A 16,951-nucleotide genomic window follows, 5' to 3' on the forward strand; every position below is an offset into this window, starting at 1 on the left:
ACTGTTGCCGTATGGCAATCCGTTCCGCCGGCGACATCGATCCGGCCACTCCCGTCATCGTAGGCGTCGGTCAGGCGTCCGAACGCATCGGTGACGCCGACTATCGTGCGCTCGGCGAAACTGACCTGGCCGCCGACGCGGTCCGCGCCGCGTTCGCCGACACCGGCGTCGACGGCGTCGCTTCCCTCATCGACGTCGCGGCCGCGGTCCGGTCGTTCGAGAAGTCGAGCCCGGCGTCGTCGTCGCCCCTGGGCCGTCCGGACAACATGCCGCGCGCCGTCGCCGCCCGCACCGGAATGGACCCGCGGCGCGCCGTCGAAGAGGTCACCGGCGGTCAGAGCCCACAACACCTGGTGACCGAGTTCGCCACCGAGATCTCGGCCGGCCGCACCGACGCGGTGCTGTTGTTCGGCTCCGAGGTGATGTCGACGGTTCGGGCCGCCGTCGCCGTCGAGGACCGGCCCGACTTCACGGAGACGGTCGGCGGACAGCTCGAGGACCGCGGATATCAGATCGCCGGCCTCACCTCGATCGACGAGGTGAAGCACGGCGTCGTCATACCGATCGCGCAGTACTCGCTGCTGGAGAACGCTCGCAGGCATCGACTCGGTCGCTCGCAGGCGGAGTACGCCGCGCAGATGGGCGCCTTGTTCGCACCGATGACGGTGGTCGCCGCCGAGAATCCGCACTCGGCGAGCCGACAGACGATGTCCGCGGCCGACCTCGCGGTGCCGACCGACGAGAATCGCCGCGTGTCGGTGCCCTATACGCGCAGGCTCGTCTCCCGCGACCAGGTGAACCAGGCCGCGGCCGTCGTCGTGATGTCCGTCGGCGCGGCGCGGGCCGCCGGAATCGACCCGTCGCGCTGGGTGTTTCTGCACGGCTACGCCGACCTCCGCGAGCGACCACTGCTGGAGCGCCCGGACATCTCGCGGGTCCCGTCGGCGACGGCCGCGCTCGACGCCGCCCTCGACATGGCGGGCATCGGCATCGACGACGTCGCCGACCTCGACCTGTACAGCTGCTTCCCGATCGCGGTCTCGACCGCGGCCGATCACCTCGGGCTCGCCCCGAACGATCCGCGCGGACTCACCGTGACCGGCGGCCTCCCCTACTTCGGCGGCCCCGGCAACGACTATTCGATGCACGCCATCGCCGAGATCGTCGAACGTGCACGCCGCTCGCCCGGTTCGTTCGGTCTGGTCGCCGCCAACGGCGGGGTGATGAGCAAGTACTCCGTCGGCGTCTACTCGACGACGCCGCGCGCACTTCCCACCTCCACGTCCGACGCGGTGCAGGCCGAACTCGACATCGCCGATCGCGTCGAGATCAGCCGGTACGCCGACGGGCGCGCCACCATCGAGACGTTCACCGTCCTCAATCCCGACCGAGACGATCGCGCGGGCATGGTGATCGGCAGACTGTACGACGGGACCCGGTTCGTGGCGACCGCCGACGGCGAGCCGCTGCTCGACCTGCTCTGCGGATCGGACGATCCGATCGGCACGACCGTGTACGCGCGGTCGTCGGCGTCGCGCAACATCGTGACTCTGACACGCGCCGAACTCGACGAACGCCACCCGCGCCCGAGCGTCGGCTTCGCCGACGAGTACCGCGATCTCATCGTGCGACGCGACGGCCACGTGCTCGAAGTGGTGATCAATCGACCCGACTCACGCAACGCGATCAGCCCGGCGACCAATGCCGAACTCGACGCCGTGTTCGACGCCTACTTCGCCGACCCCGACCTGTGGGTCGCCATTCTCACCGGCGCGGGCGACAAGGCGTTCTCGTCGGGCAACGACCTCGCCGCCAGCGCGGGCGGCAGCGGCCTGTCGATGCCGGAGAACGGATTCGCCGGCCTCACCGCTCGCCGCGACCTGCCGAAGCCGGTGATCGCGGCGGTGAACGGATACGCGCTGGGCGGCGGACTCGAGATCGCGCTGGCCTGCCACGTGATCGTCGCGGACGAGAAGGCCACGTTCGGCCTCCCCGAAGTGAAGGTCGGCCTCGTGGCGGCTGCGGGCGGCCTCGTCCGGCTGCCACGGGTCCTGCCGCCCGCGCTGGCCCGCGACATGATCCTGACCGGTCGCCGCCTCGATGCGGCCGAAGCGCTCGCGCACGGCCTCGTCTCGCGCGTGACCCCGCACGGCGACGTCCTCGACGTCGCCCGCGAGGTGGCGCGGGAGATCCTCGCCGCGTCCCCGGTCGCCGTCCGCTCCTCGATCCGCACCATGACGACGGCCGACGCGCAGCCCGACACGGTGACCGCGGTCCGCGAGAGCCTCGACGTCCTCAACACCGTTCTCGTCAGCGAAGACACGCGCGAAGGCATCATGGCGTTCGTCCAGAAACGACCCCCGAACTGGTCGGGGCGGTAACGCCGGGTCAGACGGCGAAGGCGGCCTCGAACCAGTTCGAGAACTCGCACGCGAGATGCCAGCGGTGGCCGTGCACGATCGTCGGCAGCATCGGGAGAGGGAACTCGACGGTGAGGCGCGCGTGCACGCCCGCGTCGGTGTCCCGGAACTGGTGGCGCACTCCGCCGATGGGCTTGCCCGTGGTCCCGAGGGCGACGCCGTCGAGGCGGACGTCGAACATCGGGTCGACGGGTGTGACGATGCTCGACACGTCGTCGTAGTCGATGTCGAAGCCGGCGGTCAGCGGGCTGCCGCCGTTGGTCTCGACGACCTGCTGCTTACCGTCGACGATCCGAAGCACGAAGTGGTCGGGGCAGGCCGATTCCATCGCGTCCTGGTCGGACGAGAACGTGATGTGGTTGAACCAGTCGGCGAACTGCCGAGCCGTCCCACAGGGGACGAGCAGGTCGATGGAACTGATGCGCCGCCGCCGACTGACGCCCGCCTGTGCGCGAGCGAGGGCGTCGGCGATCGCTATGTCGCGAGACAGCTTCTCGAGGATTCGGTCGTCGCCCATCTCACGCTTGGCGTGCAGCCACGCCACACGACGTTCCGCGATCGGCCCCTGGGCCGGCGCGGACACACCGAGCTTGCGGGCCGCCGCATCGATCCGTCGGTCCTCCCAGACGAGGACCTCCGATCGCGAGACGGCTCGATTGTCGATGGTTGCGACGATGCCGCGTTCGGGAACTGTCATGTTCGCCTCCTAACGCTAGACAATCTATCGTTAAGATATGAGTGAGGCAACAGGTCCCGTCCGCCGACCCGGCGGCCGATCGGCACGCGTTCAGGACGCCGTCGAATCGGCGACGATGAGACTGCTTCTTGAGAACGGTCACTCGAACCTGACGATCCGCGCCGTCGCGCAGGCCGCCGGGGTCGCCGAGACCACGGTGTACCGCCGCTGGCCGTCGGTAGGCCACCTCATCGCCGCGGCCCTGCTCCGGCTCACAGCCACCGACAACCCGATCCCCGACACCGGCTCCGTCGAGGACGATCTCGCAACCCTCCTGAGTCAGATCGTCGCCCTGCTGACCAGGCCGGACGTGATGCGTGTGGTCCGAAGCGCCGCGGCCATCGACGACGGCGGAGCGTTCGCGGCCACCCGCGCAGCGTTCTTCGATGCGCGCTTCACGGCATCGGCCGCGATCGTCGAACGGGCCGTCGCACGCGGCCAACTACCTGCCGGAACCGACTCGCACCGACTCATCGAGACCCTCGTCGCACCGGCGTACATGCGCGCCCTGCTCGGCAGTCGCGGGTTCGACGACGACTTCGTCGACTCATCCGTCGCCGCCACGCTCCACGGATTCGACGGGCGCACCGGGCCGCCCCGTCCTTGACGTCAGTTCGTCGGGCGCAGTCGAGACCCTCGGTTCGTCGAGCGCAGTCGAGACGCGGCGAAGCACAGCCTGCGTTGTTGGCCTTCTCGACTGCGCTCGAAGAACCGGTGAGCCCGCGGTCGACCAGCGGGTGGGGCTGCGGTCGACGCACCGAATGGCGTGGAAGCAGATCGGACATACCTCTTGACTCCGTACGGCAAGCGACATAGAATCGAAAGTACGTTCGATCAAGGGGGTTGATATGAACACCACGCTCGCCGATCAGGCCGGGGCCACGCTTACCGTCGAAGACGGCGTGTTGCACATCCGGATGGTGCTGCCCGATCTCGCCGAGAGCTCGGAGGCCACCGATGCGGCGTTGATGATGTTCGCCGCGCGCGGGGACCTGTTTCAGGGCATGGTCTTGTGGGATCAGTACGAGGCGATCTACCGCGTCTACCAACGACGCCTCGCCCAGACCGTCGACACGGGTGCGTTCACCAACCTGTACGACCCGCTCTGCCAAGTCGCCGCGTCGTACGCCACCGTCCGCGGGGTCCGCCAATACACGGGTGAGAAGTTCCTCGACGAGGCCGTCTCCTGCATGGAACGTGTCCCGGCGATCGGCTTGCTGCTGCGTGGGGGCCTCCTCACGCCCACGCAGTTCCGTCTGGCGCTCGATCAGGTCGCGGCGGTCATCGATACCGATGTCCTCGCGGTGATCGACGTCGAAGCCGCCGACCGACTCCGCACCGCAGGCAATCTGACCGGCCCGCGGGTCACCGAGATCGTCGCTGCTGTTGTCGCCGAACATGACGCCGACGCCGCCCAGGCGGCTCGTGAGGCCGCCAAGCCCCGCAAGAAGGTTGTGGTCGAGCCGGTCGACGGGACTCTGGCCGATCTGCGGGTGACCGCCACGGTGGAGGACGTGCGGTTGGCGAAGGACTCGATCGACGCGGTGATCGCCGATGTGTGCCCGGACGATCCGCGGAGTAAGGCCGTCCGCCGGTCGGATGCGGTGATCGCACTGCTGACCGGGAAGGTCTTCGCGTGCGAGTGCGACAATGACGACTGCCCGTCGCGTGAAGGGGTTGAGGTCGCTGCTCGTCTGGCGACTGTGGTGCTGCATGTGGTGGCTCGGCGTGAGTCGCTGACCGGGGAGTCTGATGTCCCGGCCTATCTGGACGGGTTCGGTCCGATCACCGCTGACCACGTCCGGGACATCGCTGCCGACGCGGACACGGTGATCCGGGATCTCGACGTCACGGATCTGCTGGGCGGGGCGTCGCAGCCGAGCAACGGGTACCGTCCGACCGCGGCGTGCGACACCCTCGTCCGCGCGGTGCACGGCAGGTGCACCCACCCCGGCTGCGATATGCCCGCCTACCGCTGCGACCTCGACCACGTGACCGAGTACAACCACGGTGATCCGTCGGCGGGTGGTCCGACGTGTCCGTGCAATCTCAATCCGAAGTGTCGGTTCCATCATGGGTTGAAGACCTTCGTCGACGGCTGGCTCGACGATCAGATCGTGGATGCGAACGGGGTGATCTGGACCGAGGTCACGACCCCGGAAGGGATCACCGTCCGGTCGCGGGCGTTGAATCACTGGCTGCTGCCCGAACTCGGTCTGGTGCCGTGCGTGCACGACGACGCCCCAACGTCGTCCCGCCCACCGCAGGAGGCCGACCCGGGGCGCCCCCGGTCTCGGACCGAGGCCAAGCACCGGTACCGGATGCGGATGCGGGCCTACAACCGCCGCAAACGCGAAGGAGCACCCCGAACACCGGCGGGCTGCGCTTCGAACGCGGACGAGGCGCCCCCGTTCTGACCTGTGCGGACTTCCGGTTCAAAAACTAGGACGTCCAACCTATTGCATTACTAGGACTTCCAAGTTTATGGTGAGCTGGACCACGAGAGAGATCGAGAGAGGCTGCAATCCATGGGCGAACTGCGCACCATCGACCACTACATCGACGGCAAGCGCGTCGCGGGCAGCGGCGCGACCGCCGACGTCTACGACCCCAGCACCGGCGCCGTCCAGGCGCAGGTCCCACTCGCGTCCGCGGCAGACGTCGACGCCGCCGTCGCCTCGGCCGCGGTCGCGCAGCGAGAGTGGGCGTCATGGAATCCGCAGCGCCGTGCCCGCGTGCTGATGCGCTTCATCGATCTGGTGAATCAGAACATCGACGAACTCGCGTCGCTGCTCTCGTCCGAACACGGCAAGACCCTCGCCGACGCCAAGGGCGACGTGCAGCGCGGCATCGAGGTGATCGAGTTCTCCGTCGGCATCCCCCACCTCCTCAAGGGCGAGTACACCGAGGGCGCGGGCACCGGGATCGACGTGTACTCGATGCGCCAGTCGCTCGGCGTGGTCGCCGGAATCACCCCGTTCAACTTCCCCGCCATGATCCCACTGTGGAAGGCCGGACCGGCGCTGGCCTGCGGCAACGCGTTCATCCTCAAGCCGTCCGAGCGCGACCCGTCGGTCCCCGTCCGGCTCGCCGAACTGTTCACCGAGGCCGGGCTCCCCGACGGCGTGTTCCAGGTGGTCCACGGCGACAAGACCGCCGTCGACGCGATCCTGCACAACCCGACGGTCAAAGCCGTCGGGTTCGTCGGCAGTTCCGACATCGCGCAGTACATCTACGAGACGTCGGCGCGGAACGGCAAACGCAGCCAGGCGTTCGGCGGCGCCAAGAACCACATGATCATCCTCCCGGACGCCGATCTCGACCAGGCCGTCGACGCCCTCATCGGTGCGGGCTACGGCTCGGCCGGCGAGCGGTGCATGGCGATCTCGGTGGCCGTTCCGGTCGGCGAGGAGACGGCGGAGGCGTTGCGCGCCAAGCTCGTCGAGCGCATCGCAGCCCTGCGTGTGGGCCACAGCCACGACCCGGCCGCCGACTACGGCCCGCTCGTCAGCGCGGCCGCACTCGAGCGCGTGAAGAACTACATCGGCAAGGGCGTCGAGGAAGGCGCGGAACTCGTCGTCGACGGCCGAACCCGCGGCAGCGACGACGCGCAGTTCAACGGCGTCGACATCTCCGGCGGCTACTACCTCGGCCCCACCCTCTTCGACCGCGTCACCAAGGACATGTCGATCTGGACGGATGAGATCTTCGGTCCCGTCCTCACGATCGTCCGGGCCGCGGACTACGAGGAGGCGCTCGCCCTCCCCACCGAGCACGAGTACGGCAACGGAGTCGCGATCTTCACTCGCGACGGCGACGCCGCCCGCGACTTCACCTCGCGCGTGGAGGTCGGCATGGTCGGCGTCAATGTGCCGATCCCGGTGCCCGTCGCCTACCACACGTTCGGCGGCTGGAAGCGCTCCGGATTCGGCGACCTCAACCAGCACGGACCCGCGTCGATCATGTTCTACACGAAGACCAAGACGGTCACGTCACGGTGGCCGTCCGGCATCAAGGACGGCGCCGAGTTCTCCATCCCGACGATGAACTGAGGCTCGGGCATGCCCTACCCGGTTCTGAACGACGACGACCGGATCGTCGTCGAGACGGCGCGCGACTTCGCGCGCAAACGCCTGGCCCCGCACTCCTTGGAATGGGATGCCACGAAACACTTCCCCGTCGACGAGATGGTGGAGGCCGCGTCGCTCGGCATGGCCGCGATCTACACCAGCGAGGACGTCGGCGGCTCCGGGCTCACCAGGCTCGACGGCGTCCGGATCTTCGAGGAACTCGCGAAGGCCGATCCGGTGACTGCGGCGTTCCTGTCGATCCACAACATGTGCACGTGGATGGTCGACACATACGGCACCGACGAGCAGCGCAAACGCTTCGTGCCGACGATGGCGTCGATGGAACGCCTGGCGAGCTACTGCCTCACCGAGCCCGGCGCGGGCTCGGACGCCGCCGCGCTGTCGACATCGGCCAGGCGTGACGGCGACGACTGGGTGCTCCGCGGCTCCAAGCAGTTCATCTCCGGAGGCGGGGTGTCGGACGTGTACGTCGTCATGGCACGCACCGGCGACGCGGGCGCCCGGGGGATCTCGACGTTCGTCGTCGAGAAGGACACCCCCGGGCTCTCGTTCGGACCGGCCGAGGCCAAGATGGGCTGGCACAGTCAGCCGACCGCCCAGGTGATCTTCGACGACGCCCGCGTCCCCGCCGACGCGATGCTCGGCGGCGTCGACGGCGAGGGCACGGGCTTCTCGATCGCCATGAACGGGCTCAACGGCGGGCGATTGAACATCGCCGCGTGCTCGCTCGGGGGCGCACAGGCCGCCTACGACGCGGCGCTGCAGTATGTCGCCGACCGGCAGGCGTTCGGCTCCGCGCTCATCGACGAGCCGACGATCCGCGCCACGATCGCCGAGATGGCGATGAACCTGGAGGCCTCCCGGCTCATGCTGTGGCGAGCGGCGGGCGCCCTCGACTCCGGGGACCCCGACAAGGTCGAGTTGTGCGCGATGGCGAAGCGGTTCGTCACCGAGCACTGCTTCACGATCGCCGACCAGGCCCTGCAGTTGCACGGCGGGTACGGCTACCTGCATGAGACGGGCGTGGAGAAGATCGTCCGCGATCTGCGCGTGAACCGCATCCTGGAAGGCACCAACGAGATCATGCGGATGGTGATCGGCCGCGCCGAAGCCGCCCGCGTCACAAAGGAGAAGCGTTGAGCACGATTGCATTCCTCGGCCTGGGCAACATGGGCGGACCGATGGCAGCCAACCTGATCGCCGCGGGCCACACCGTCGTCGGATTCGACCTGTCGGCCGACGCCGTGGCCCACGCCGTCGAGCACGGCGTCGGCGCGGCCGAGTCCGCGGAAGCGGCGGTCGACGGCGCCGACGCGGTCATCACGATGCTCCCGAGCGGCGCGATCGTGAGGTCCGTGTACGACGCCGTCCTCCCCAAGGCCGCGGCGCGAACCGTGTTCATCGACTCGTCGACGATCTCGGTGGACGACGCCCGCCACATCAACCGGCAGGCGCTCGACGCGGGAATGCTGCAGGTGGACGCCCCCGTGTCGGGAGGGGTGAAGGGTGCGACAGCGGGCACGCTCGCGTTCATGGTCGGCGGCGACGACGCGTCCGTCGAGGCCGCGAGACCGGTGCTCGATCCGATGGCAGGCAAGATCGTCCCCTGCGGCGGATCCGGGAACGGTCAGGCCGCCAAGCTGTGCAACAACATGATCCTCGCCGTCCAGCAGATCGCCGTCGGCGAGGCTTTCGTCCTCGCCGAGAAGCTTGGACTCGCCGATCAGGCCCTGTACGACGTGGTGACCGGCGCGACCGGCAACTGCTGGGCCTTGCACACCAACTGCCCGGTGCCCGGCCCCGTCCCGACGGCGCCGTCGGAGAACGACTACAGGCCGGGATTCGCCACGTCGCTGATGAACAAGGACCTCGGGCTCGCGATGGACGCGGTGTCGACCACGGGGTCGTCGGCTCCACTCGGCTCGCACGCGGCGCAGTTGTACGCCGCGTACGCCGCCGACCACGGTCACCTCGACTTCAGTGCGATAATCGACACCTTGCGTTGACCGGTCATCGCGTTGACCGACGAGAACTGGGGAGGGCCCGTGCGAGACGACCGTGATCCGATCGCGCGGGCCCGCCGCAATTGGGAGGACGCGGGCTGGGGTGGCGAGATCGCCGACGGCATGGAAGCGGTCACGTCCGTGATGCGTGCGCATCAGATCATGCTGGCGCGTGTCGAGCAGGAGTTGAAGCCGTTCGGACTGACGTTCGCCCGCTTCGAACTGCTCCGACTGCTGGCCTTCACCCGGCACGGCGAACTTCCGATCTCGAAGGCGTCGGACCGCCTGCAGGTGCACGTCTCATCGACGACGAGCGCCATCGCACGGCTGGTCGATGCCGACCTCGTCGAACGTCGACCACACCCGACCGACGGCCGGACGACGCTCGTGGCGATCACCGATGCGGGCCGCGACCGTGTGGAATGCGCCACTGCCGCCCTGAACACTGTGTTCGCCGACATAGGAATGCCCGCTGAGCAGTCGCGCGCCCTGGTGACAGCCATTCGCTCCCTTCGTGCAGCTCACGGCGATTTCTGATCGTCGATCCGCCGCGCGCGGGGGATGAAACCACGACGATTCCGATCGGTGCCAGATCCGCCGTCCTTCGGTACCGTCGGGAGTGTCGTCCAATCGGACGACCACCCGCAGGGGTTGGAGCGCTCGATCGAAGGGAGATTTCACATCATGGGACTCGCAGACGACGCACAGAACAAGGCCGACGATCTGAAGGGCCGAGCCAAGGAGGCGACCGGCGCCGCGATCGGCGACGACGACCTCAAGGCCGAGGGACAGGCCGACCAGGGACTCGCCGCGGTTCGCGAGAAGGCCACCGAGGTGGCAGACAAGGTGAAGGACGGCATCGACGCCGTCAAGGACAAGCTCACCGGCCACTGATCAGACCAGTGCAGCGGGCGGCCGAGATCACTCGGCCGCCCGCTGTTCTCGTCAGGACGCGAGTTTGAGGCCGACCACTCCGCCGACGATCGCGAGAATGCACATGATCCGGATCATGCTGACCGCTTCGTCGCCGGAGACCATCGCGTAGACGACGGTGACGGTGGCCCCGATGCCGACCCAGACCGCATAGGCCGTACCGATCGGCAGATCGCGCATCGCGAACGCCAGTCCCGCCATGCTGGCGACCAGAGCCACGGCGAAGACGACCGATGGATAGAGGCGGCTGAATCCCTCCGACTTACCGAGGGCGGTGGCCCATACCGCTTCGAGCAGCCCGGACACGACAAGAATGATCCACGACATGATGATCCCCTTTCGAAGGAACACCGTCTTGTCGCAGGCCGGGTACGGTGAGCTCGTCCGGGGGCCGGATTCCGGCCACCCCCCGACCATACCCACAGCGGACCGCGAGACCAATGCCCCATCGTGGTGCGTTCAGTCACCACCGCGGACCATTGCCGCGGACCACCGATCGTCCTACGGTCGGAACATGACCGCACCGACCGACCTCATCCGTGACCCGCGCGTGTACCGGCTCGCCGCAGTCGGGCAGGCCGCCGACGCAGCCGCCTGCATCGGCCCCATCCCATACATCACCCGCTGCCTCGACACCGTCGAGTATCCGCAGACCAATCGGTGGATCTTCCCCGTGGTGAAGGGTGCGTCCGCGATCGGTCTGGCGTCCGTGACGCGATCGCCCACCCTCGCGCGTCTGACGGCGATCATGCTGACGGTCTACTTCACGCTCGCCGTCAGCGCCCACGTGCGCGTCCGCGATTTCGGGCTCAATGCCGCGGCGGCGACATCGTTCCTGCTCTTCTACGGCGCACTTGCCGCGACAGGACCGGCGGACGTGGGAGACACACCCTAGACCAACCCCGCGGCCGCGGCGATCACCGCGGCCTGAACCCGCGACGGCGCCTCGAGTTTCGTCAGCACTCGCGAGACGTGCGTCTTCACCGTCGACTCCCCGATCCCCAATCGGCGCGCGATCTGCGCGTTCGACAATCCCGCACCCACACCGCCGAGCACATCGCGTTCACGGTCGGTCAACGCCGAGAGGTCGGGAACCGTCGGTGCCGGCCGGTCGCGCATGGCGTCGACGACCGCCCTGGTGACGCCCGCGTCGAGGACGGCGTCGCCCTCGGCGACCCGCAGCGTCCCGTCGACGAGCTCGGCGCCGGACGCGGTCTTCAGCAGGAAGCCCGACGCACCCGCCGACAACGCGCCGACGACGTACTCGTCGAGGCCGAACGTCGTCAGCACCAGTACGCGCGCGTCGGTCGCGGCGGTGACGGCCGCCGTGGCCGCCAGACCGTCGACGCCGGGCATCCGGACGTCCATCAGCACGACGTCGGGCCGCAGTTCCGACGCGAGCCGGATCGCGGCGGCGCCGTCGGCCGCCTCTCCGATCACACTGATCCGCCCCGATGCCTCGAGCACCATCCGCAGCCCTTCCCGGACGGCCGCGTGATCGTCGGCGAGCACCACGCGGACCCGCCTCGTCGTGTCGCTCACCGGGGAAGCTCCGCGTTCACGACCCACTCCTGTCCGACCGGCCGCGCGTCGAGGTGGCCCCCGACGCTCTCCGCCCTGATCTGCATGTTCGCCAACCCCTGTCCCGTCGTCGACGGCTCTGCCCCGGTCCACCCGTTCCGGACCGTCAGGTGCACGGTGTCGCCTGTGCCTGACAGTTCAACGGCCACCGGATGTCCGGGTGCATGCTTGGTCGCGTTCGCGAGCGCCTCACCGACGATCCGAGTGACGACGGCTTCCAGTCGACGAGGCATCCCGGCCGTGTCGCCGTTCACGGTGACCGTCGAGCCGACGGCGTCGGCGGCGGCGATCAGCGGATCGAGCGACGACCAGCGGACGGTTGTGATGTCGTCCCCGTCGGCGGCCAGCAGATCGATCATCGCCCGCAGCTCGCGCAGTGCCGCGAGCGAGTTCCCGCGGATGGATTCGACAACGGGTCCGGGCTCATCGGCGTCGCGCGCCGCCTCAGACAGGATCGCTATCGCCGACACGTGCCCGGCGACGGTGTCGTGCAGTTCGCGAGAGAGCCGTCGGCGTTCATCGGCGAGTGCGGCCGACCGTTCGGCCTGTGCCTGCGCGACCGCGGCCGACTTCTGTGCGTCGGCCGCGCGCCGGGTCGCGACCACGGACAGTCCGTAGCCGATCGGCGACAGCAGAAGAGCAACGCCGATCAGTCCGGTCAGCACACCGGCACGCGCGCCCCCGGCGATCACTCCGGCGACCGCCCCGGCGACGGTGGCGATGACGCCGAGCACGATCACGACACGTCGGAGGCGATCCGACCCGCGGACCACACCGATGTACATCACGTCCGACACGGCGATCCACAACGGAAGCGACGGTCCCGCGTACGCGTCGAGCGCCACCAGGAGGCCCATCGCGCCGAGCGCGACGGCGGGTCTGCGCTGGGCCGACAGTTGGACGACGAACGCCGCCGACAGAATCCCGAGCTTTCCGTACCAGGGATACCGGTCGACGTCGGTGAAGAAGACGAAGGATCCGGCCGCCCACATGAGCAGACCGACGACAAGGGTGCCGACGGCCATCAGGTTCGCCGCCGTCACAAGGCCGTCTCGGTGGAATCGGATCGTCATCGTGCCCAACTACAGCACACCCGGCTCCCGCGTGGGTCCCCCGAAAGTACGACCTCGCGACGACGATCGGCGGATGTGCGGCTCGGTGCGCGCGGGGCACGGTGAATCCATGAACCCCGTCCTGATCACCATCGGAGCCTGCGAGGTCGGATTCTGGGCGTTCGTCGTCGCCGGGCTCGCCCTCCGATATCTCGCACGCCGCACCCGCGCGTCGACGATCGTCCTCGCCTGCGTCCCCCTCGTCGACCTGATCCTGCTGATCGCCGTGACCGTCGACCTGGCGCGCGGCGGCGACGTCGAGTTCGCGCACCGCCTCGCGCCGATCTACCTCGGCGGCACCCTGATGTTCGGCCATCGGATGATCGGATGGGCCGACGTGCGTTTCGCCCACCGATTCGTCGGCGGGCCCGCCCCGGCGCCGATCCCGCCGACCGGTCCGGTGCGGGCCCGGCACGAGTGGGCCGACTTCGGCCGGTGGCTCGGCGCGGTCGCCATCGCCGCGGCCATCACCGCGACCCTCGGCTACACCGTCGCCGACGACGCCCAACGCGAAGCCCTCTTCGGCGGCTTCGGGATGCTCGGAGTCGTCACCGTCGTCTGGCTGCTGACCGGGCCGATCTGGTTCACGGCGAAGGATCAGGCCGCATAGACGCCCAGTCGGCGCGGCTCGTCGATGCCCGAGTAGTGCGACGCGTCGCCGGTGATGACCCGGCTCGACTCCCCCGTGACGCTCACCGGCACGTCGCCCGCGAGGGTGATGCGGTGCAGTCGTCGTTCCTGCGCACCGAAGTCGGCGATCCCGTAGTGCTGGGTGGCACGGTTGTCCCAGATCGCGACGTCGCCGAGACTCCAGTTCCACCGGAACGTGTTCTCCAGCTTCGTGATCCGATTCTGGAAGACCTGGTACAGGGCCGCGAACTCGCCGGGCTTCAGGTCGTGGAACTCCTTCACGAAGTGACCCAGCAGCAGGCTGCGCTCCCCGGTCTCCGGGTGCACCCGGACGACGGGATGCAGCGTCTGGTACTCGGAGCTCGTGAACTCTCGGTAGTGCTCGGTTCGGCGGCTCGTCTCCCGCTCGCCGCCGCCGTGCTCGGACGTCACGTAGTCGTACAGGTTGGAGTGCTTGGCCCACAGGGTGTCGGCGAACGCCCGCAGCGGCGCGGGCAACTGCTCGTACGCGGCGACGGTCGACGCCCACGTCGTCGCCCCGCCCCACGTCGGCAGGGTGACGGCACGCAGGATCGACGCCTTCGGGACCCGGTCGACGAACGACACGTCCGTATGCCAACTGTTCGCGGCGCCCTCGATGGTCAGCAGTTGACTGCCCTTGGACGTGACGGTCGGATGCGGCAGGGTCGGTTCCCCCAGCCGGGTGGCGAACGCGTACTGACCGTCGTCGTCGAGATGCTCCTGACCGCTGAAGACGACGACCTTGTTGACGGCGAGTGCGAGGCGGATCGCCTCCGTCTGCTCGTCAGATATGTCACCGCCCAAACGGACCCCGCTGATTCTCGCGCCGATGTGCTCCCCGAATTTCTCGACCGATATCCCGGCGTCGGAATAGATGCTTTCGGCGGCCGCCGCACGGTCGGCGTGATCATTGATCGTGGCGATGGTCATGATTGTTGTCCTTTCACCGGAGGTCTGCAGAATATGAATACGAGAATGTCAGCGACATCTCGTCGTGTGGAGTGAATGAAACCGATTCCGGCGGCGCCCCGCCACATATCGACTCATCGTGATCGCAAGTGCGCTCAATCGGCGGCGTCCGCCGCCCGGTCGTCGATCGTGCGTCGAATGTCCACCGGGACCCGGACCGGTCCCGGCGTGTACGTGACGGCGACGAGCGATGCGGGCGCCCGGAACACACCGCGCCTGGCGCGCAGGTCCGAGTCGACGGGACCGCGCGCGTCCAATCCGACCGAGACACCCGTCCAGGGCGCCATGCCGACGAGTTGGACCGCCCGCGGCAGTTCGGCGATCACCGACTCGCCCTGATCCGACGCCGCGACGATCGTGAAGTCCCACCGGACGTCGGCCGACGCCCGCGCCGACAGGGTCACCCTGCCGGTCCCGTCCGGCAGGGGACCGGACACGCGGCTGACCCGGCCATACGCGTTGTAGACGAACGTCAAGGTCCGGTCCTCGACGACGAGAAGGTACCCGCCCTGGACGTCGCCGTGCGCGACGAGAACCCCCTCCTCGTCGGGCCCCCAGTCTCGGAGTTCGACGTCCACGTCGAAGTCCCGGTAGGCGATCAACCTGCTCGACCGGTATCGCTCCAGCGTCGGCGTGCCGCGCAGGATCCGCACCGACGACGCGAACCGCTGCGCCTCCGACGGGCGCCGCCTGATCTGGTCGCCGACCGAGTCGAACAGCGGGAACACCGTGTTGTGCCAGGCCGCCCTGTCCCACGCAGCGGCGAGCTCGGCGACGACATCGGGATGCTCGGCCGCGACATCGGTGGTCTCCGCGGGATCGGAACGCACGTCGTACAACTCCCACCTGGGACGATCCACGTGCTCGGGCGCGTCGTCGTGCAGCGACAGCAACTTCCAGCCGTCGCGGTAGAAGCCTCGGTGTCCGCCGAACTCGGCGTACTGCTCGGTGCGCGGCGACGCCGCGTCGGGCGACCGCAAGACGTCGACGACGCTGACGCCGTCCCGCTGAGCCGCGGCGAGCCCGTGCCGTGTCCCCGGAGTCGGCACGCCCGCGAGGTCCAGCAGTGTCGGCGCGAGGTCGGTGACGTACGCGAACTGTCGGCGGACGCCGTCGTCGTCGCCGGACCGGGCCAGTCCCCCCGGCCAGGACAGCACGAACGGCACCCGCACGCCGCCGGCGAACGTCTGCCCCTTGTAGAACCGGAACGGGGTGTTCGACGCCTGCCCCCAGCCGCGCGGGTAGTGCACGCCGATCTCGGCCGAGCCGATCAGCTCCTCGTCATGCGGTACGTCCGGCTCCCAGTCGGGCGGCACCGGACCGTGCACGAACCGGCTGAAGTACGAGCGCGTGCCCTCCGCTCCGCCCTCCGCGGTGCCCCCGTTGTCCGAGGTGAAGACCACGATCGTGTCATCGAGTTCGCCGAGGTCGTCGAGCAGGTCGAGGACCCGGCCGACACTCTGGTCGACGCTGTCGACGAGCGCCGCGTAGACCTCTTGATAGCGCTGGTAGCGACGCTTCTCGTCGTCGGACAGATCGTCCCACGGCGGCGCGTCGTACCCTGGTTCGGTGTTGCGCTCCCGGATCGGCGTGCCGGGAGCGAACAGCCCGTCGGCGACCTGTCTGGCGAACCGGCGACGCCGCACCTCGTCCCAGCCGTCGGCGTAGCGGCCGCGGTGGCGATCGAGGCCGTCCGCCTTCACCTGGTGCGGACCGTGCATCGCGATGTGCGCGAAGTACAGGAAGAACGGCTTGTCCGCATCGTGGGCACGCAGCGCCTTGATCTGCGAGACCGCCCGGTCGGTGAGGTCGTCCGTGACGTAGTAGCCCTCCGGGTACTCGTCGACGTCGACCACCGAGTTGTCGGCGATCAGCTGGTTGGGGTGGAAGAACGAGTTGAGGCCCTCCAACGAGCCGTAGTAGCTGTCGAATCCGCGCTGCAACGGCCACGACTTCCGTGACCGGCCCGGACTCATGTCGGCGTCCCGGACCAGGTGCCACTTGCCGACGGCGAACGTCGCATACCCCGACTCCCGGAGGATCTCCGGCAGCGTCAGGACGTCGTCGGCGAGTTCCAGCCGCAGGCCGGGAAAGCCCGGGTCGGAGTTGGCGACGCTGCCGTACCCGGCACGATGCGGGTTGACGCCGGTCAGCAGTGCGGCGCGGGCGGGTGAGCAGACCGGCGTCGTGTGGTAGTTGCTCAGGCGGTAGCCGCTGTCGGCGAGCCTGTCGATGTTCGGCGTCGGGATCTCGGCGCCGAACGGTCCGATGTCGGAGTAGCCGAGGTCGTCGACGAGCACCACGACGATGTTCGGCCGTCGGCCGTCGGCGGCATCGTCGTCCGGCCACCATGCGGTCGACTCGGACGTGGTCCGTCCGATGGTCCCGCCGAAGTCGGCGTATCCGCGCGCATATTCGGGAATGTCGTTCATCGTGAGCCTTTCGATTCGCTGCG

General features: G+C 68.7%; 16 protein-coding genes and 1 riboswitch. Of the genes, 10 read left to right on the plus strand and 6 right to left on the minus strand.

Annotation, left to right across the window (positions count from 1 at the left end; genetic code table 11):
• Positions 1 to 11 precede the first annotated feature (11 nt).
• The gene (locus GYB83_RS21010; RefSeq protein ID WP_161897230.1) at positions 12 to 2,381 is read left to right on the plus strand and encodes an acetyl-CoA acetyltransferase; all 2,370 of its coding nucleotides are present in this window, start codon (positions 12 to 14) and stop codon (positions 2,379 to 2,381) included.
• Positions 2,382 to 2,388: 7 nt separating this feature from the next.
• On the opposite strand, the gene GYB83_RS21015 is transcribed toward GYB83_RS21010, so the two are convergent.
• Positions 2,389 to 3,117: a hypothetical protein gene (locus tag GYB83_RS21015; RefSeq protein WP_186349826.1), complete on the minus strand. Its 729-nt coding sequence runs from the start codon at positions 3,115 to 3,117 to the stop codon at positions 2,389 to 2,391.
• 37 nt (positions 3,118 to 3,154) lie between these two features.
• Between GYB83_RS21015 and GYB83_RS21020 the strand changes: the two genes are divergently transcribed.
• From GYB83_RS21020 to GYB83_RS21050, 7 genes are all read left to right on the plus strand, one after another.
• Positions 3,155 to 3,763 (plus strand): TetR/AcrR family transcriptional regulator, encoded by a 609-nt coding sequence (locus GYB83_RS21020; protein ID WP_161897231.1) that lies wholly within the window; start codon positions 3,155 to 3,157, stop codon positions 3,761 to 3,763.
• Between the two features lie 241 nt (positions 3,764 to 4,004).
• A complete protein-coding gene (locus tag GYB83_RS21025; RefSeq protein WP_161897232.1) occupies positions 4,005 to 5,573 on the plus strand; it encodes an HNH endonuclease signature motif containing protein in 1,569 nt (522 codons plus the stop codon).
• 111 nt (positions 5,574 to 5,684) lie between these two features.
• A complete protein-coding gene (locus GYB83_RS21030; protein WP_161897233.1) occupies positions 5,685 to 7,208 on the plus strand; it encodes a CoA-acylating methylmalonate-semialdehyde dehydrogenase in 1,524 nt (507 codons plus the stop codon).
• Positions 7,209 to 7,217: 9 nt separating this feature from the next.
• On the plus strand, positions 7,218 to 8,387 hold the full coding sequence (locus tag GYB83_RS21035; RefSeq protein ID WP_161897234.1) for an acyl-CoA dehydrogenase family protein: 1,170 nt from the start codon (positions 7,218 to 7,220) through the stop codon (positions 8,385 to 8,387).
• Positions 8,384 to 9,253: a 3-hydroxyisobutyrate dehydrogenase gene (mmsB, locus tag GYB83_RS21040; protein WP_161897235.1), complete on the plus strand. Its 870-nt coding sequence runs from the start codon at positions 8,384 to 8,386 to the stop codon at positions 9,251 to 9,253. The genes GYB83_RS21035 and mmsB overlap by 4 nt, the downstream gene beginning before the upstream one ends.
• Before the next feature lie 39 nt (positions 9,254 to 9,292).
• Positions 9,293 to 9,787, plus strand: coding sequence for a MarR family winged helix-turn-helix transcriptional regulator (locus tag GYB83_RS21045; protein ID WP_161897236.1), 495 nt, complete (start codon positions 9,293 to 9,295; stop codon positions 9,785 to 9,787).
• Positions 9,788 to 9,934: 147 nt separating this feature from the next.
• A complete protein-coding gene (locus tag GYB83_RS21050; protein WP_161897237.1) occupies positions 9,935 to 10,144 on the plus strand; it encodes a CsbD family protein in 210 nt (69 codons plus the stop codon).
• Positions 10,145 to 10,195: 51 nt separating this feature from the next.
• Here GYB83_RS21050 and GYB83_RS21055 read toward each other — a convergent pair whose 3' ends face one another.
• Complete coding sequence (locus GYB83_RS21055; protein WP_161897238.1) at positions 10,196 to 10,510, minus strand: DMT family transporter; 315 nt, start codon at positions 10,508 to 10,510, stop codon at positions 10,196 to 10,198.
• Positions 10,511 to 10,527: 17 nt separating this feature from the next.
• A riboswitch (guanidine-III (ykkC-III) riboswitch) is annotated at positions 10,528 to 10,592 on the minus strand.
• A 105-nt stretch (positions 10,593 to 10,697) separates the two neighbouring features.
• Here GYB83_RS21055 and GYB83_RS21060 point away from each other — a divergent pair.
• Entirely contained in the window at positions 10,698 to 11,078 is a 381-nt protein-coding gene (locus GYB83_RS21060) for a DoxX family protein (protein ID WP_161897239.1), read from the plus strand.
• Here GYB83_RS21060 and GYB83_RS21065 read toward each other — a convergent pair.
• On the minus strand, positions 11,075 to 11,725 hold the full coding sequence (locus GYB83_RS21065) for a response regulator (protein WP_371865315.1): 651 nt from the start codon (positions 11,723 to 11,725) through the stop codon (positions 11,075 to 11,077). The genes GYB83_RS21060 and GYB83_RS21065 overlap by 4 nt on opposite strands.
• Positions 11,722 to 12,837: a sensor histidine kinase gene (locus tag GYB83_RS21070; protein ID WP_161897240.1), complete on the minus strand. Its 1,116-nt coding sequence runs from the start codon at positions 12,835 to 12,837 to the stop codon at positions 11,722 to 11,724. The genes GYB83_RS21065 and GYB83_RS21070 overlap by 4 nt, the downstream gene beginning before the upstream one ends.
• A 109-nt stretch (positions 12,838 to 12,946) precedes the next feature.
• Here GYB83_RS21070 and GYB83_RS21075 point away from each other — a divergent pair, with 109 nt between their 5' ends.
• The gene (locus GYB83_RS21075; protein ID WP_228461686.1) at positions 12,947 to 13,486 is read left to right on the plus strand and encodes a hypothetical protein; all 540 of its coding nucleotides are present in this window, start codon (positions 12,947 to 12,949) and stop codon (positions 13,484 to 13,486) included.
• On the opposite strand, the gene GYB83_RS21080 is transcribed toward GYB83_RS21075, so the two are convergent.
• Together GYB83_RS21080 and GYB83_RS21085 are read right to left on the minus strand one after the other, a co-directional pair.
• Positions 13,474 to 14,457, minus strand: a complete 984-nt coding sequence (locus GYB83_RS21080; protein ID WP_161897241.1) for a TauD/TfdA dioxygenase family protein — start codon at positions 14,455 to 14,457, stop codon at positions 13,474 to 13,476. The genes GYB83_RS21075 and GYB83_RS21080 overlap by 13 nt on opposite strands.
• A 134-nt stretch (positions 14,458 to 14,591) precedes the next feature.
• Positions 14,592 to 16,928, minus strand: a complete 2,337-nt coding sequence (locus tag GYB83_RS21085; RefSeq protein WP_161897242.1) for an arylsulfatase — start codon at positions 16,926 to 16,928, stop codon at positions 14,592 to 14,594.
• Positions 16,929 to 16,951 lie beyond the last annotated feature (23 nt).

This window comes from Gordonia spumicola (assembly GCF_009932475.1).
GTDB classification, from domain to species: Bacteria; Actinomycetota; Actinomycetes; order Mycobacteriales; family Mycobacteriaceae; genus Gordonia; species Gordonia spumicola.

Bases quoted from the DNA above. Each gene is read 5' to 3' on its own strand.
- GYB83_RS21010 (WP_161897230.1), top strand. From the start codon at position 12: ATGGCAATCCGTTCCGCCGGCGACATCGATCCGGCCACTCCCGTCATC.
- GYB83_RS21015 (WP_186349826.1), bottom strand. From the start codon at position 3,117: ATGACAGTTCCCGAACGCGGCATCGTCGCAACCATCGACAATCGAGCC.
- GYB83_RS21020 (WP_161897231.1), top strand. From the start codon at position 3,155: ATGAGTGAGGCAACAGGTCCCGTCCGCCGACCCGGCGGCCGATCGGCA.
- GYB83_RS21025 (WP_161897232.1), top strand. From the start codon at position 4,005: ATGAACACCACGCTCGCCGATCAGGCCGGGGCCACGCTTACCGTCGAA.
- GYB83_RS21030 (WP_161897233.1), top strand. From the start codon at position 5,685: ATGGGCGAACTGCGCACCATCGACCACTACATCGACGGCAAGCGCGTC.
- GYB83_RS21035 (WP_161897234.1), top strand. From the start codon at position 7,218: ATGCCCTACCCGGTTCTGAACGACGACGACCGGATCGTCGTCGAGACG.
- GYB83_RS21050 (WP_161897237.1), top strand. From the start codon at position 9,935: ATGGGACTCGCAGACGACGCACAGAACAAGGCCGACGATCTGAAGGGC.
- GYB83_RS21055 (WP_161897238.1), bottom strand. From the start codon at position 10,510: ATGTCGTGGATCATTCTTGTCGTGTCCGGGCTGCTCGAAGCGGTATGG.
- GYB83_RS21060 (WP_161897239.1), top strand. From the start codon at position 10,698: ATGACCGCACCGACCGACCTCATCCGTGACCCGCGCGTGTACCGGCTC.
- GYB83_RS21070 (WP_161897240.1), bottom strand. From the start codon at position 12,837: ATGACGATCCGATTCCACCGAGACGGCCTTGTGACGGCGGCGAACCTG.
- GYB83_RS21075 (WP_228461686.1), top strand. From the start codon at position 12,947: ATGAACCCCGTCCTGATCACCATCGGAGCCTGCGAGGTCGGATTCTGG.
- GYB83_RS21080 (WP_161897241.1), bottom strand. From the start codon at position 14,457: ATGACCATCGCCACGATCAATGATCACGCCGACCGTGCGGCGGCCGCC.
- GYB83_RS21085 (WP_161897242.1), bottom strand. From the start codon at position 16,928: ATGAACGACATTCCCGAATATGCGCGCGGATACGCCGACTTCGGCGGG.